The organism is Pseudomonas sp. JV245A (assembly GCF_032424515.1).
GTDB lineage: Bacteria > Pseudomonadota > Gammaproteobacteria > Pseudomonadales > Pseudomonadaceae > Aquipseudomonas > Aquipseudomonas protegens.
The window spans coordinates 56,884-70,630 of sequence record NZ_VYKE01000008.1; the positions used below are offsets into that span (position 1 = coordinate 56,884).

Sequence of the window (13,747 nt, forward strand, 5' to 3'; positions counted from 1 at the left end):
TTTCCTCACTGTCAGGCGGTGTATTTCTCAAGGGGCGCACCATACCAGCCGGATCGGCCCAGGGGTACTTTTCTGGCATTGTTCGCGGCTTGAGAGAGGGGGGACATCTGCTAGGATCCATCGGCTTTTATGGCGGGGCGACGGGCAGCACCCGGCCCCTGTGTCTTGATCTCATCGAGGAACACCCATGTCGATCTACACCCTCACCGTTCCTTGTTTTGCCCAGATGCTGCGCGCCCTGGAGGGCTTTCTCGCCAAGGGCGAAGAGCAGGCCCGGGAGCGGGGGTTCGAACCCCAGGTGCTGTTGCAGTCGCGGCTGGCACCGGACATGTATGACCTGGCGGCCCAGGTGCGTTTTGCCTGCACCCAGGCCCGGGAAGCGGTACAGCGCCTGAGCGGGCAGCCTGTGACTGCATTGCAGGCGCCGGCCGGTATGGCCGAGGCCAGGGCACTGATCGAAGACACCCTGGCGTTCCTGGCGGCGGCGGACCGCGAGCTGATCGACAGCAGTGGCCAGCGGGCCATCGCCATCGAGCTGCACAACGGTATTGCCTTCGACATGAACGGCGAGGAGTTCGCGCGCAACTGGGCGACGCCGCAGTTCTATTTCCACCTGGTCACGGCCTACAACATCCTGCGGCACAACGGTGTGCCCCTGGGCAAGGCCGATTATGCCCAGCACATGTTCGCCTACCTGCGCCAACCGCAAGAAGCCTAGCCGCGCCGGCCGCAGACTCCCCGGCCAGCGTCAGGTCAACGCCGATGGCCGCATCACCCGGCGCTCCAGGCCCTACAGCGCCGGCCGCGGCAACTGCACCCATTCCTGCACTGCCGGCCGTTGCCACTGGCACCGGGCATAGTCCACCAGGCTCGCCGGCACCGGGTCACCGTTGAGGATCAGCCGGTTGAGCATCAGCGCCAGGTCGACATCGGCGATCGACCACTGGCCGCACAGGAAGTCGCGGCCATCCGCCAATAGCTCCTGCGCGGCCTCCACCAGGGTGTTAGCCGCCGCTTGGGCCTGGGGCGACAGCGGTTCGCCCTTGCAGCCGTAGAACACCACCAGGGTCGTGCGCTCCTGGCGGATCGGCAGCAGGTCGCTGCGCAGCCAGGCCTGGACCTGGCGGGCCTTGGCACGCTGGCGCAGGTCCTGGGGATAGACCGGGTTGTGCGGGAATAGCTGTTCCAGGTATTCAGCGATGGCCGAGGATTCGGACAGGGCAAAATCGTCCAGCACCAGGGTCGGCACGCGCTGGGTCAGGGACAGGCGGGTGTAGGCCGGCTCGCGGTTCTGCGCGGCGTCCAGGTCCAGGGGCAGCAGGTCGAAGTCGATACCCTTTTCCCGCAGCACCACGAACACGGACAGGGCATAGGGGCTGGTGAACTGGGCATCGACGTACAGGCGCGGGCGGGAAGCGGTCACGGCGGTCTCTCCAAGGGGGGAGCGCCCACGCTAGGAGATCCTGGTCGATAAATAAAATGCAGGTTTTTTATCCGTGCATTCCTCGTAGGAATACTGGCGTTTCGGCCTCCGTGCGCGATGCAGCCGTGGCGATGCGGTTCTGGAGTCGCGGGCGGGCGTCGGAGGCGGACCGGGGCGTGCAGCAGTGGCTAGCGTCGGTTATCGAGTCGGCCCACGGTGGGCCCTCCCGGGGTGCGGAAAAACCCGGCTTCAGCGTGTTGCAGTTGATCGACTGGCGTCAGCGGCGGGTGCGCCTGTGCCGCGCGAGTGGCCAGCATTGGCAGGCACATTGCCTTGATCGAGAAGGCAAAGTACTGGCCCCGGGCAGTCTGAAGTGTCGCCAAAATCACTTTATTTTCAGGTGGTTAGGTGACCGCAAAATGCGCCATGTGTTGATTACGCTGACTTCGTTTGCCCTGTTGGGCGGGGCTTCTGCGGCCCAGGCCCGGGAGCTGGCGGCCAATGACCGGTATGTCTGCAGCTGGGGGGCGGGCACTGCCGCCAGGGCCCAGGAATTGAAGTTGTCCGGGGTGTCGCTGTATGCGGCGCGGCAGAAGATCCAGACCTACAAGTTCAGCAAGGGCTGGATGCGCATGATGGCCCTGGGCATCACCGAGCAGACCTACGACAGCCCCTCGCGGATCAAGCCCGAGGCACTGCGCAAAAGCTTTAACGAGGATTGCCTGAGGTATAAGTTGGCTCGCCGCTGAGGGGGCGCAGATCTGCACCGGGTCGCAGTCCTGTAGCTGGCCCGGGCCGCCCCGGGCAGGAGCCTGAAGGGCGCGCGGCCTCCTGCGGCAGTGTCTGATCTGCCTGTTTGATCATGAATGGAACTTGTGATCATCGCGATTAAAATGAGTTTGTCTCACTAAGTGCCGAGTGCCGACAATGGCTCCCATCAAACACAGGGGAGTTGCATGTCATGGCTTTGGCCCATTCTCTAGGATTTCCGCGCATTGGCCGCGACCGTGAACTGAAGAAAGCGCAAGAGGCGTTCTGGAAGGGCGAACTCGACGAAGCCGGCCTGCGCGCCGTGGGCCGTGATCTGCGCAAGACTCACTGGGAGCTGCAGAAAAACGCCGGTATCGACCTGCTGCCCGTAGGCGATTTCGCCTGGTACGACCAGGTTCTGACCCATTCCCTGATGTTCGGCGTGATCCCCCAGCGTTTCCGTCCGCAGCATGGCCCAGCCACGCTGCAGACCCTGTTCGGCATGGCGCGTGGCGTCAGCGACGGCTGCTGCGGCGGTGCCCACGCCCAGGAAATGACCAAGTGGTTCGACACCAACTACCACTACCTGGTGCCTGAATTCGGCGCCGACCAGCAATTCCAGCTGGGCTGGGAGCAGCTCTTCGAAGAGGTCGAGGAGGCCCGGGCCCTGGGGCACGCCGTCAAGCCGGTGCTGATCGGCCCGCTGACCTACCTGTGGCTGGGCAAGGCCAAGGGCGCCGAGTTCGACAAGCTGGAGCTGTTGGACCGCCTGCTGCCGCTGTACGGCCAGATCTTCCAGCGCCTGGCGGCCCAGGGTGTGGAGTGGGTGCAGATCGACGAGCCGATCCTGGTGCTGGACTTGCCCCAGGATTGGAAAAACGCGTTCGAACGTGCCTACAACCAGATCCAGCGCGAGCCGCTGAAAAAACTCCTGGCGACCTATTTCGGTGGCCTGGAAGAGAATCTCGGCCTGGCCGCGAACCTGCCGGTGGATGGCCTGCACATCGACCTGGTGCGTGCTCCCGAGCAGTACCCGACCATCCTCGATCGCCTGCCGGCCTACAAGGTGCTGTCACTGGGCCTGGTCAATGGGCGTAACGTCTGGCGCTGCGACCTGGAAAAAGCCCTGGCCACCCTGCAGCACGCCCATGAGCGCCTGGGTGAGCGCCTGTGGGTGGCGCCTTCCTGCTCGCTGTTGCACAGCCCAGTGGACCTGGGCCGTGAAGACCAGCTGGACGCCGAGCTCAAGAGCTGGCTGGCCTTCGCCGTGCAGAAATGCCAGGAAGTGGCGGTACTGGCCCAGGCGGTGAACCAGCCGCAGGCCCAGGCGGTGCTCAAGGCACTGGCGCAGAGCCGCGCCGTACAGGCCAGCCGCGCGGCCTCGCCGCGCATCCACAAACCGGCGGTACAGGCTCGGGTGGAGGCCATCACCACCAAGGACAGCCAGCGGCGCTCAGCCTTCACCCAGCGCATCGCCAAGCAGCGCGCCGGCCTCGACCTGCCGCTGTTCCCCACCACCACCATCGGTTCGTTTCCGCAGACCGCCTCGATCCGCCTGGCGCGCCAGTCGTTCAAGCAGGGCAAGCTGAACCTCGCCGAATATACCGAAGCCATGCACAGCGAAATCCGCCACGCGGTGCTGGTGCAGGAACGCCTGGGCCTGGACGTGCTGGTGCACGGCGAGGCCGAGCGCAACGACATGGTCGAGTACTTCGCCGAGCAGTTGGACGGCTATGTGTTCACTCGTTTCGGCTGGGTGCAGAGTTACGGTTCCCGGTGCGTCAAGCCGGCGGTGATCTTCGGTGACCTGAGCCGCCCCAAAGCCATGACCGTGGAGTGGATCCGCTACGCCCAGGGCCTGACCGACAAGGTGATGAAGGGCATGCTCACCGGCCCGGTGACCATGCTGATGTGGTCTTTTCCGCGCGAAGATGTGAGCCGCGAAGTACAGGCCCGGCAACTGGCCCTGGCGATCCGCGACGAAGTGCTGGACCTGGAAGCCGCCGGCATCAGGATCGTGCAGATCGACGAAGCCGCGTTCCGTGAAGGCTTGCCGCTGCGCCGGGCGCAGTGGCAGCACTACCTGGACTGGGCCACCGAAGTGTTCCGCCTGTGCGCCTCTGGCGTGCGTGATGAAACCCAGGTCCACACCCACATGTGCTACAGCGAATTCAACGATGTGATCGAGTCCATCGCCGCCATGGATGCGGACGTCATCACCATCGAGACCTCGCGTTCGGACATGGAACTGCTGGACGCCTTCAAAGCCTTCGCCTACCCGAACGAGATCGGCCCGGGCGTCTATGACATCCACTCGCCACGGGTGCCGGATGCCTCGGAAATGGCCAACCTGCTGCGCAAGGCCGCCCGCCGCATCCCTGCCGAGCGCCTGTGGGTCAACCCGGACTGCGGCCTGAAGACCCGCGGCTGGCCGGAAACCGAAGCAGCCCTGGTGCACATGGTCACCGCGGCCCGTCAGTTGCGTAAAGAACTGGCCTGATCGGCCAACCCCGCCACCGGAGCACGTCGGCGTGCTCCGGTTTTCTGCTTCCAGCATGGCATCGGGGGCAAGTGGTGCGAGGGCGAGCAAGCAGGTAGCGGAGGCCGGCGCGGCGCATCTGATCCGTATTTTTCTTGCGCATCTGCGTCTGTTATCAGAACAGCCATGGTTTGAAAATGGCACGCCCGGCCGGCTTTACGGCTGGAGACCGGGCCCGCTGCACCGCATACCTACTGTTCAGGAGGCCTGATGACTAAGATGGCGTTTTTCTTGTTTGGATTTTTAGCCTTGACCATCGCGCTCGGTGCGCTCGCGACTATCTCTCCGACCTGACCCCCGAGCCCTTTGCGGCTCTTGCTTCATATCCCCGCGCAATCAGTGGCAGCCCGGCAAGCGCTGCCACTGCCTTGTACTTATTTGGAACACTTTCGTGCCCCGACCACGCAGAGGATCACCGCCACGGTGACCCCGAGCATGCCCAGGCTGACGTGCTCGTGGAGCAGGCCGGCGGCCAGGGCCAGGCCGAAAAAGGGTTGCAGCAACTGCAACTGGCCGACTGCGGCGATCCCGCCCTGGGCCAGCCCGCGGTACCAGAAGACAAAACCGATCAGCATGCTGAACAGCGATACGTAGCCCAGGCTGACCCAGGCCGGCAGGCTGATGCCGCTAAAGGAGGCGGGCATGCTGAACAGGGTCAGTGCGGCCATCAGTGGCAGCGACAGCACCAGGGCCCAGGAGATCACCTGCCAGCCGCCCAGGGTGCGCGACAGCTTGGCGCCTTCGGCATAACCCAGGCCGCATACCATCACGGCCAGGAGCATGAGCAGGTCACCCTCGGGCGAAGCCGTGAGGCCCTGGGACAGGGCATAGCCCACCACCAACAGGCTGCCGAGCACCGAGAACAGCCAGAACACAGGGCGCGGCCGCTCGCCGCCGCGCAGCACGCCGAACACCGCGGTGGCCAGGGGCAACAGGCCAAGGAACACAATGGAATGGGCCGAGGTCACGTACTGCAGGGCCAGGGCCGTGAGCAGCGGAAAGCCCAGCACCACGCCCAGGGCAACGATGGTCAGGGGCAGGAGCTGGGCGCGGCTCGGACGGCGCTGCTTGAACAGCAGCAGGATGCACAACGCCAGGAGCCCGGCGATGGTGGCCCGGGCCACGGTGAGGAATAGCGGGTCGAACTCCAGCACCGCGACCCGGGTGGCCGGCAGTGAGCCGCTGAAGATCAGCACGCCGATAAAGCCGTTGAGCCAGCCACTGGCGGTTTTTTCCAGGGCTGGGGATTGCAGGGTCGATGTCCGTTCCATTCGGGGAGTGCTCAAGAAGTGGGAGGCCGCAGCGGCGGGGGCTTGTGTCGAGCCCATCCTAGGATTGAAAATCAGCACAATCAAAAAATTGTCATGGATACAGCGCCTATGGCCCGTGCCCGCTACAAACAACTGGTGGACACCTTTGCCGCCGATATCCGTACCGGCATCCTTGCCCCCGGCACCCGCCTGCCTACCCATCGCGAGCTGGCGGCGCGGGAAGGGCTGGCCCTGGTCACTGCATCGCGGGTCTATGCCGAGCTGGAAGCCATGGGCCTGGTCAGCGGTGAAACCGGGCGTGGGACCTATGTCCGGGAAACCGCCTTGCCGCCAGGGCAGGGCGTGGACCAGCCCGCCACGGCACCGGGCACCCTGGACCTGAACTTCAACTACCCGGCGTTGCCCGGCCAGGCCGAACTGCTGCGTGGCGCCTTGCGCCAGTTGGCGGCGACCGGCGACCTGGAAGCCTTGCTGCGCTACCAGCCCCACGCCGGGCGCAGTCATGAGCGGGCCACGGTGGCGCGCTACCTGGCAGGCCATGGGCTGGTGGTGGAGGGCGAGCAGGTGCTGCTGGTCAGCGGCGCCCAGCACGGCCTGTCGACCACCCTGATGGCGTTGCTCAGGCCCGGTGATGTGGTGGCGGTGGATGCCTTGACCTACCCCGGGTTCAAGGTGGTGGCCGAGGCCCACGGGCTGGAACTGCTGGCCATTCCCCTGAGCGAGCAGGGGCCGGACCTGGAGGCCTTCGAGCGCTTGTGCCAACGGCGGCGGGTGCGCGCGGTATACGCCATGCCGACCCTGCACAACCCCATGGGCTGGGTGCTGGACCTGGCCTGGCGCCAGCGCCTGGTGGCGATTGCCCGGGCCCACGGGCTGCTGATCATCGAAGACGCCGCCTACGCCTTCCTGGCCCAGGATCCTCCCGCGCCGCTGGCTGCCCTGGCACCAGAGATCACGGTCTACATCTCGGGGTTCTCGAAGAATGTGGCCACCGGCCTGCGGGTCGGTTATGTGGTGGCGCCGCCGGCCTGGGTGGCGCTGATCGAGCGTGCGATCCGCACCAGCACCTGGAACACCCCGGGGGTGATGACCGCCATGGCCTGTGCCTGGATCGAGGACGGCACGGTGGCGCGCCTGGAGCACCAGAAGCGCGAGGATGCCCAGGCCCGCCAGGCCCTGGCCCGGGAAGCCCTGGCCGGGCTGGCCTATGTCAGCCATCCGAACTCCTACTTCCTCTGGCTGCCCTTGCCCGAGGAAGTCCGGGCCGATCAGGTGGCCATGGCGCTGCTGCGGGAGAAGGTCTCGGTGTCCACCGCCGAGCCCTTTGTCGGCGCCGGCCCGGTGCCCCACGCCATTCGCCTGGCGTTGGGCTCGGTGGCCATGGCCGATCTGGGCGTGGCGCTAGCCAGGGTACGGCAGGTGATCGGCCGCTACGCCTTCTGAAGCGGCAAGCGTCAAAGCTTGAACTGGGTCACCAGGGCATTGAGGTCCACCGCCAGGCGTGACAGCTCCTGGCTGGCGGCATTGCTCTGGTTGGCCCCGGCCGAGGTCTGGGTCGACAGGTCGCGGATATTGATCAGGTTGCGGTCCACCTCGCGGGCGACCTGGGCCTGTTCCTCGCTGGCGCTGGCGATCACCAGGTTGCGCTCGTTGATGGTGGTGATGGCCTGGGTGATCTGGTCCAGGGCCAGCCCCGAAGCGCGGGCGGCTTCCAGGGTCAGGTGGGCGCGCTCGTTGCTGTTGCGCATGGCACTGACCGCACCTTCGGTGCCTTCCTCGATGGTGTTGATCATGCTTTCGATTTCCTGGGTCGACTGCTGGGTGCGATGGGCCAGGGCCCGCACTTCGTCGGCGACCACGGCGAAGCCGCGTCCGGCGTCCCCGGCCCGCGCGGCCTCGATGGCGGCATTGAGCGCCAGCAGGTTGGTCTGTTCGGCAATCGAGCGGATCACTTCCAGCACCTGGCCGATATTGCGCACGTCCACCGCCAGGTTTTCCACCCGCTGGCAGGTCTGGGTCACGTCTTCGGCCAGTTGGCCGATGGAGTCGACGGTGTGCTGTACCTGCTCGCGGCCGTGATGGGCCGTGCGGTCGGTTTCCTGGGAGGCTTCGGAGGTGCTCACCGCATTGCGCGCCACTTCCTCCACGGCGACGGTCATTTCATTGACCGCGGTGGCCGCCTGCTCCACTTCATTGCTTTGCTGGTGCAGGGTCTGGCTGGAATGCTCGGTGACCGCGTGCAGTTCCTCGGCGGCGGAGGCCAGCTGGTTGGACGAATCGGCGATCCGCTGCAGGGTGCCGCGCAGGCTGGCCTGCATGGTCTGCAGGGCGTGCAGCAGGCGCGCCGGTTCGTCCTTGCCGCTGACTGCGATGCTCTGGCCGAGATCACCGCGGGCGATGGTTTCCGCTACCTCCACGGCCTGGCCCAGGGGGCGCACGATGCTGCGGGTCAGGAACAGGGCCAGGACCACGGTCAGGGCCACCACGACCAGCATGATCAGCAGGACCATGCCCACCGCACCTTTGAACACCTGGTTGCTTTGCGCCGCCGCGGCGATACCGCCCCGGGTGTTGACGTCGATGATGGTCAGCAATTCCTTGAGCATGGCGTCGGCATTGGCCAGGAACGGGCCGCCGTCGACGATGTCGATCGCCGCTTCCTTGTGGCCCTGGCGCATCAGGTCGGTGATCCGGTGCTGGTCCTTGAGGTACAGCGCCTCGGCTTCGACAAAACGCTCGTAGGCGGCGCGTTCGTCGTCGACGTTGATCAGTTTTTCATAGGCCTGCTGTTGCCGATCCTGCTGCTGCTCCAGCTCGCTGAGGCGCGACAGCAAGGTCTGCACGTCACCGCTGTCGCGCACCACCAGCATGCGCAGGGTCAGGGTTCGGATCTGGGTGCTGGTCAGGGCCAGGGCATTGGCGGCAACGATGGATGGCTGCCAGTTCTGGTCGACCTCAAGGGATTGCTGGTTCATGCGTTGCATTTCCAGCAGGGAGAAACCTCCCAGGGCCAGGGCCAGCAGGGCGATCAGGGCGAAGCTGAACCCTGCGCGGCGGGAAATGTTCATCGTTCTCAAGAGCATGACTGTGTTCCTTGTGGCGGCAAAAAGTACAACCGGCGAGGCGAGTCGCGGTTTGCATCGGTGCGGTGCGCGGTGGGGCCAGGCCCCACGGCACCGTCGGCTTTTTGCACACAAGGCAGGCGGCAGGCGCATCTGATCGGCGCCTTTGTCCAGTGCTTTCCAGGATCGACAGGTTGCACGGCCTGCCTGGAAAACCCGCCAATGATAGCACGGTGACATCTGTCGCGGGCGCCTGGCCCGCGGCTTTCACCGGCCTTCGGTCTGGAGAAAGCCCTGGATGGAGCGGGCGCTGGTGGCCGGGTCGACCTGCATGAAGCAGTGCTGGCCATCGATCACCTGAGTGCTCAGGTGCCGGTTGATGGCCGCCCAGCGCTTGATCGAGCGAGCCACGTAGGGGTAGCTGTCGCGGCCATGGATCACCAGGCTTGGGGTCTTCACCTGGCGCAGCGAGCGCCACAGGCGGCGGGGAAAGGAGCTGTAGATATCCACTTCGCGCTCGGGGGCGCATTTGAGGGCCACGCCTTGTTCGTCGTCCTTCAGGCCGTGTTCGACATAGGCGGCCAGGGCCGCGTCGCTCCAGCCCTTGAAGATGCCCCGGTTGGCCAGCGCGGCCTTGGCGGCGGCGCGGTCCGGCCAGCGCCGGCGGCGGGCGGCGGCCTTGCGCGCGAGGCTGTGGCGGCGGTTCAGGCCCAGGGCCGACAGCACGCCCAGGGAACCGATCATGGAGGGGGTGAAGATCACCGGGTCCAGCATCACCGCCTTGCGAAACAGTTGCGGGCGTTCGGCGACGATCAGGCAGGTGAGCACCCCGCCAAAACTGTGGCCCAACGCATAGCGCGGTACCTCGCCATAGGCATCGAGCCCGGCTTCGAAGGCCTCGGCTGCCAGTTCGGCGGTGCGGTTCCAGCCCAGGAACGGGCCGCCATGGTCGGTATCGCCGTGGCCCTGGACGTCACTGAGCCACAGGTCGAAGGACTCGGCCAGCAGCGCCAGCATCGGCTGATAGGCCATGGAGCAGAAACCGTTGCCGTGCAGGAAGTGCAGCAGCGGCTTGCCCGAAGGCGCGGAGCGCAGGCCGCGCAGGGTGAAGCCTTCGGGACAGGGGTACGACCAGGGAAGCAACTGCATGGGGCCTCGGGGCAAACGCTGAATACAGCCGGGCATTGTCGATGGCCCGGCCCTTGAGTCAAGGGCCGATCCTGACCGAGTCCAGCACTACCCGGTCTTGAGCTGGCGAAACGACAGACTGATGCGCTCGCCGGCGTCCGGCGCCTTGGGGATCGCGTGCAGCCAGTGTTTCTGCAGTTCGTCCGACATGTGCAGCAGCGAGCCGCTGGCCAGGCTGTAGTCGAAGGTGGCGCCGCTTTCCTTGTGGCGAAAGACCATGGCCCGGGCGTGGCCCAGGGAGACGATCACCACCCCGGTGCCTGTCACCAACTGTTCATTGGCGTCGGAATGAAAGCCCATGGAGGATTGGCCGTCGGGGTAGCAGTTGAGCAGGCAGTTGTTGGGGCGAAAGCCCAGCAGTTGCTCGATGGGCCCGCACAACTGCTCCAGCGCTTCGGGCATCGGCACGGCGGGGTAGGTGATCTGCGAGTAGTCGTAGGGCGCGCCGAAACTGGCGGTCTTGCGCGCACGCATGCGCTCGTCCCACAGCACGGAGTCCTTGAGGTGGTTGAACAGCCGATGCGGGTCGGCGATGAAGTCGGGGAAAAAGTCGATTTCGGGTGGAGTCATGGGAGTACTGCCTGTCGTGAAGGACAGCGCCTGCGGGGGGCAGGGCGTGATCCTTATCGGTCCTTGATGGGGGCCTGGAGTGTGCCGCCTGCCACCGACTGGATAAACTGTGCGGCCTTTTGCCCCAGGTCCGCCTGGGAAGCGCGGATCAGCAGGACCAGGGGCGCCAGGGACAGTGGCTCGATGTCCAGCCGTTGCTGGCTGGAATTGCGCAGTATCAGGGTCAGCTCGGTCCACTGGTCATCGTCGGTGGTCCGGCTGTCGCCATCGGAATCCACATTGCAGCCAGCGCCCCACAGGTGTTCGGCCACCCGGTAGAACGCCGGGCGTGGTCCGGGCTGTTGCAGAAGCAGGGCATGTGGCGAAGGCATGGCGTGGAGCTCGGGCGAGGTGGCGTTCCAGGTCGGTAACGGTATCTCGCCGCCGGCGTGCGGCGCAACTGCGAAGAGGGCAGGCGCCGAGCATCCGGCCGGCTTGCTCAGCCGCCGTTGGCGCTGAGGATGCTCGCCACCTGGCGTGGCTGGCAGTTGAGGTAGGGCGAGGTTTTCAACCAGCGCTGGTCCGGGTACCAGGAGAACATGAACTGGCCATCCTTGAGCTTGTCTATCACCTGGCGCGCTACTTGCGGGCGCACCGCGGGGCAGCCCTGGCTACGGCCGATGCGGCCCTGGCGCTGGCTCCACAAGGGGTTCACGTAGTCGGCGGCATGGATCACGATGTCGCGGTCCCGGGCCCGGTCGTTGAAGCCCGGTTCCAGGCCGTCCATGCGCAGCGAGTAGCCATGGCTGCCTTCGTAGCTTTCCTGGGTGCGGAACAGGCCCAGGCTGGATTGGTAGCTGCCCAGGCGATTGGAGAACTGGGTAGCGAAGTTTTCCCCGGATTTCTGCCCGTGGGCCACCAGGTCGCGCAGCACCAGTTTTTTGGTCCGCAGGTCGAAGATCCACAGGCGCCGTTCGGTGGAGGGCTGCGAGTAGTCGATCACCGCCAGGTGGCGGGCTTGTCGGGCGCCGCTGCCTACCGCGCATTGCATGGCGCTCAGGGCACTTTTCAGGGCCTGGGGATTGAGTTGCGGGGCGGCGTGGGCGAGGCTGGCGTACAGCGTGGGGCTGGCGACGGGCTGGACTTTGCTGGCGGCGAAGGACGAAATGGAAAAGGCGCCCAGGGCAATGGCCACCAGGCAGAACCGGCACGAGAAATTCAACATGTATAGAGCGTCCCCATGGTCACTTTGGCTCCTGACGTCCTGTCGTTCCCCCGGCAGTCTGGTCTATATGTTTAATGCCCAGGCCCGATTGTTTTCCGCATCTGCCGTAATGGTTGGCCGCCCGCTGGGCGCCCACGGATTGGAGTAAAGCAGTTGTTCAAAAAACCCGCATGTTACTTGACCCTGTGCCTGCTCGCTGCGCCATTGGTCGCGCTGGCCGATGAGCTGCCACAGCTGTCGGCGAGCCCGATGCAAACGGCGCTGACGCAACTGGCCGTGGCCTGCCCGGCCCTGGCGCCGCGGCTCAATACCCCGGCCCAGCAGCTGTTGCAGGGCTTCTACCAGCAACAGGGCGAACAGCAGGTGTGGTCCGTGGCGGGCCGCCTGGCCAGCTTGCAGGCGCAGTTGGCGCAACTGGTGGACGACGGGCTGGACCCGGGCCACTACCGCCTGCCGCAGGCGAGCCCGGCGGGAGATGGCCTGTGCAGCGATATCGATATCACCCATCAGTACCTGCAAGCCCTGCAGGACCTGCATTACGGTCGCCTGGCGCAAAGCCGCTTCGAGCCTATGTGGCGGGCCCAGCCGCTGCCGGACGATCGCCAGAGCGCGCTGCTGGCGATTGCCGTGCCGGGCATCGCCCACATCGCCACGGCCTTCGAGCAGGCGCGCCCCAGCCTCGCGCAATACCGCAACCTGCGCCAGGCCTATGCCCATGAGCGCCAGCAACCCTTGCCCCAGTGGCAGGCCGTGGCCGGCGGCCCGTTGCTGCGCCCGGACATGCAGGACAAGCGGGTGCCGGAGCTGGCCCTGCGCCTGTACCACGGCGGCTACCTGCAAAGCCCGGTGGTCAACCCGGACAACGCCTACAGCGGCGAGCTGGTCAGCGCGGTGAAGAACTTCCAGCTTGGTCATTCGCTGCAGGCCGACGGTGTGGTCGGCGCGGGCACCCTGAAAGAGATGAACATCAGCCCGGCCGAGCGCCGCGAACAGCTGCGCATCAACCTCGAACGCCTGCGCTGGCTGGCCCAGGATTACGAGCCGAACCTGGTGCTGGTGAACGTTGCCGCCGCCCAGCTGACCTTCTATCAGCACGACGCGGTGGTCTGGCAGACCCGCACCCAGGTCGGCCGCGCGGAGCGCCAGACGCCCTTGCTCAAATCCCAGGTCACCCGGCTGACCCTGAACCCCACCTGGACCGTGCCGCCGACCATCCTCAAGGAAGACAAGCTGCCGGAAATCCGCCGCGACCAGGGTTTCCTCAACCGCCAGAACCTGCAGGTGCTGGATGCCAACGGCCAGCCCCTGGCGGCCGAGGACATCGACTGGGACCGCCCCGGCAACATCCTCCTGCGCCAGGGCGCCGGCCCGCGCAACCCCTTGGGGCGCATCGCCATCCGCTTCCCCAACCCGTTCTCGGTATACCTGCACGACACCCCGAGCCAGGCGCTGTTCAGCAAGGGGCCGCGGGCCTTCAGCTCCGGCTGCGTGCGGGTCGAGCAGGCCCTGCAACTGCGCGACTGGCTGCTCAGCCCGGCGGAGCGGTTGCGCACCAACGAGCTGTTGGCCACCGGCCTGACCCACGAGTTCCGCCTGGCCAAGCCGGTGCCGATCCTGCTCAGCTACTGGACGGTGCAGGCCGACAGCCACGGGCAACTGCTGTATGCCCCGGACATCTACGGGCATGATCAGGTGCTGTCGACTGCGCTGGGCAGCAAGATCTGATGTGGCTGTGTGGGT

At 65.9% G+C, this 13,747-nt stretch carries 12 protein-coding genes and 1 pseudogene; 5 read left to right on the top strand and 8 right to left on the bottom strand.

The features are described from left to right. Nucleotides 1-187: 187 nt before the first annotated feature. Complete coding sequence (locus tag F6S12_RS04230) at nt 188-718, top strand: DUF1993 family protein (RefSeq protein WP_015635162.1); 531 nt, start codon at nt 188-190, stop codon at nt 716-718. A gap of 72 nt (nt 719-790) precedes the next feature. Here F6S12_RS04230 and yfcF read toward each other — a convergent pair whose 3' ends face one another. Continuing rightward, nucleotides 791-1,423 carry a glutathione transferase gene (gene yfcF / locus F6S12_RS04235; RefSeq protein WP_315868740.1) on the bottom strand — a complete coding sequence of 211 codons (633 nt, stop codon included), beginning with the start codon at nt 1,421-1,423 and terminating at the stop codon, nt 791-793. Nucleotides 1,424-1,842: 419 nt separating this feature from the next. On the opposite strand from yfcF, the gene F6S12_RS04240 reads away from it, so the two are divergent. Then, the gene (locus tag F6S12_RS04240) at nt 1,843-2,172 is read left to right on the top strand and encodes a hypothetical protein (RefSeq protein WP_015635164.1); all 330 of its coding nucleotides are present in this window, start codon (nt 1,843-1,845) and stop codon (nt 2,170-2,172) included. Nucleotides 2,173-2,384: 212 nt separating this feature from the next. Next, the gene (gene metE, locus F6S12_RS04245) at nt 2,385-4,673 is read left to right on the top strand and encodes a 5-methyltetrahydropteroyltriglutamate--homocysteine S-methyltransferase (RefSeq protein WP_315868741.1); all 2,289 of its coding nucleotides are present in this window, start codon (nt 2,385-2,387) and stop codon (nt 4,671-4,673) included. 413 nt (nt 4,674-5,086) lie between these two features. Here metE and F6S12_RS04250 read toward each other — a convergent pair whose 3' ends face one another. Beyond that, nucleotides 5,087-5,983 carry a DMT family transporter gene (locus F6S12_RS04250; protein ID WP_077933867.1) on the bottom strand — a complete coding sequence of 299 codons (897 nt, stop codon included), beginning with the start codon at nt 5,981-5,983 and terminating at the stop codon, nt 5,087-5,089. Nucleotides 5,984-6,091: 108 nt separating this feature from the next. Between F6S12_RS04250 and F6S12_RS04255 the strand changes: the two genes are divergently transcribed. Then, nucleotides 6,092-7,426, top strand: coding sequence for a PLP-dependent aminotransferase family protein (locus F6S12_RS04255; protein WP_315868742.1), 1,335 nt, complete (start codon nt 6,092-6,094; stop codon nt 7,424-7,426). An 11-nt stretch (nt 7,427-7,437) separates the two neighbouring features. Here F6S12_RS04255 and F6S12_RS33705 read toward each other — a convergent pair whose 3' ends face one another. The 6 genes and pseudogenes from F6S12_RS33705 to F6S12_RS04280 all read right to left on the bottom strand — a co-directional run bounded on the left by F6S12_RS33705 (nt 7,438) and on the right by F6S12_RS04280 (nt 12,007). Then, the gene (locus F6S12_RS33705) at nt 7,438-8,301 is read right to left on the bottom strand and encodes a methyl-accepting chemotaxis protein (protein ID WP_370059491.1); all 864 of its coding nucleotides are present in this window, start codon (nt 8,299-8,301) and stop codon (nt 7,438-7,440) included. Next, a pseudogene (locus F6S12_RS33710) lies at nt 8,296-9,285 on the bottom strand (MCP four helix bundle domain-containing protein); the annotation flags it as partial. The gene F6S12_RS33705 and the pseudogene F6S12_RS33710, both read right to left, overlap by 6 nt. Before the next feature lie 27 nt (nt 9,286-9,312). Beyond that, nucleotides 9,313-10,194, bottom strand: coding sequence for an alpha/beta fold hydrolase (locus F6S12_RS04265; protein ID WP_041774176.1), 882 nt, complete (start codon nt 10,192-10,194; stop codon nt 9,313-9,315). An 87-nt stretch (nt 10,195-10,281) separates the two neighbouring features. Then, on the bottom strand, nt 10,282-10,803 hold the full coding sequence (locus F6S12_RS04270; protein WP_015635171.1) for an alpha-ketoglutarate-dependent dioxygenase AlkB family protein: 522 nt from the start codon (nt 10,801-10,803) through the stop codon (nt 10,282-10,284). Between the two features lie 53 nt (nt 10,804-10,856). Next, nucleotides 10,857-11,174, bottom strand: a complete 318-nt coding sequence (locus F6S12_RS04275) for a hypothetical protein (protein WP_015635172.1) — start codon at nt 11,172-11,174, stop codon at nt 10,857-10,859. A gap of 107 nt (nt 11,175-11,281) precedes the next feature. Continuing rightward, entirely contained in the window at nt 11,282-12,007 is a 726-nt protein-coding gene (locus F6S12_RS04280) for a murein L,D-transpeptidase catalytic domain family protein (protein WP_053157782.1), read from the bottom strand. A gap of 153 nt (nt 12,008-12,160) precedes the next feature. Between F6S12_RS04280 and F6S12_RS04285 the strand changes: the two genes are divergently transcribed. Continuing rightward, nucleotides 12,161-13,732, top strand: coding sequence for a murein L,D-transpeptidase (locus tag F6S12_RS04285; protein WP_011060710.1), 1,572 nt, complete (start codon nt 12,161-12,163; stop codon nt 13,730-13,732). Nucleotides 13,733-13,747: the final 15 nt, after the last annotated feature.

What these genes read in the sequence shown, in the direction of transcription:
- F6S12_RS04270 (WP_015635171.1), bottom strand. Translation starts at nt 10,803, where the DNA reads ATGACTCCACCCGAAATCGACTTTTTCCCCGACTTCATCGCCGACCCG.
- F6S12_RS04280 (WP_053157782.1), bottom strand. Translation starts at nt 12,007, where the DNA reads ATGTTGAATTTCTCGTGCCGGTTCTGCCTGGTGGCCATTGCCCTGGGC.
- F6S12_RS04275 (WP_015635172.1), bottom strand. Translation starts at nt 11,174, where the DNA reads ATGCCTTCGCCACATGCCCTGCTTCTGCAACAGCCCGGACCACGCCCG.
- F6S12_RS04265 (WP_041774176.1), bottom strand. Translation starts at nt 10,194, where the DNA reads ATGCAGTTGCTTCCCTGGTCGTACCCCTGTCCCGAAGGCTTCACCCTG.
- F6S12_RS33705 (WP_370059491.1), bottom strand. Translation starts at nt 8,301, where the DNA reads ATGCAGGCCAGCCTGCGCGGCACCCTGCAGCGGATCGCCGATTCGTCC.
- F6S12_RS04250 (WP_077933867.1), bottom strand. Translation starts at nt 5,983, where the DNA reads ATGGAACGGACATCGACCCTGCAATCCCCAGCCCTGGAAAAAACCGCC.
- F6S12_RS04230 (WP_015635162.1), top strand. Translation starts at nt 188, where the DNA reads ATGTCGATCTACACCCTCACCGTTCCTTGTTTTGCCCAGATGCTGCGC.
- metE (WP_315868741.1), top strand. Translation starts at nt 2,385, where the DNA reads ATGGCTTTGGCCCATTCTCTAGGATTTCCGCGCATTGGCCGCGACCGT.
- F6S12_RS04240 (WP_015635164.1), top strand. Translation starts at nt 1,843, where the DNA reads ATGCGCCATGTGTTGATTACGCTGACTTCGTTTGCCCTGTTGGGCGGG.
- F6S12_RS04255 (WP_315868742.1), top strand. Translation starts at nt 6,092, where the DNA reads ATGGCCCGTGCCCGCTACAAACAACTGGTGGACACCTTTGCCGCCGAT.